A 646-nucleotide genomic window follows, 5' to 3' on the forward strand; every position below is an offset into this window, starting at 1 on the left:
AACAATATGAAGTGGACTTTAAAATGTATGCAATTTAATACTTCTAAATTCTGAATAGAGTTTTTGTAGAAAATAAAAATGCTGATGTTAAGTCAGCATTTTTTAATAAACAAAGAATAAAAATCTTCAAGTTCTAAAAACACATTATTTTCAATATCTTCCTCAAATTTCTCCATAATTTCAACGGTAGTCCTAGGCATAAATTTACTTAAATCATTTCCAAGATAAGTATCAGACAGAGAAGAAGTAATGGGAATATCATCCAGTATGAGAAAATTCCCGACAGCAGTATCTCGGAAGGAATACCCACGATATTTTCTAATTCCAAGTTCATTCATCATATTTATAATATCCTGTGATTTTTCAAAAAGTTTATTTATTTTTTCTTTTGTCATTTTTACCTCCTGTATTGACAGGAGTACTTTAAAAAGGTATACTTTAATTGGATGCGAGTGCCTTTTTAGGTACTCCTTTATTTATTTTTTCGTCGCCATTTCGTCGCCCAAATTTTTTTTACAATAAGAAATTCTATTGAATGGGAATGAATAAAATAAAATGTAATATAAATTATAGTGCGGATTTTTCATGGGTTTAAACATATAATATTAAATAAGAAAGCATTGTTTGAAAAGTGCCGTAAATTATA

General features: G+C 27.6%; 1 protein-coding gene. It reads right to left on the bottom strand.

Annotation, left to right across the window (positions count from 1 at the left end; translation table 11 throughout):
* Positions 1-92: 92 nt before the first annotated feature.
* Positions 93-395: a hypothetical protein gene (locus NK213_RS17885; protein WP_253351736.1), complete on the bottom strand. Its 303-nt coding sequence runs from the start codon at positions 393-395 to the stop codon at positions 93-95.
* Positions 396-646 lie beyond the last annotated feature (251 nt).

Source organism: Sebaldella sp. S0638, assembly GCF_024158605.1.
Classification (GTDB): Bacteria; Fusobacteriota; Fusobacteriia; order Fusobacteriales; family Leptotrichiaceae; genus Sebaldella.

What these genes read in the sequence shown, in the direction of transcription:
- NK213_RS17885 (WP_253351736.1), bottom strand. Translation starts at nt 395, where the DNA reads ATGACAAAAGAAAAAATAAATAAACTTTTTGAAAAATCACAGGATATT.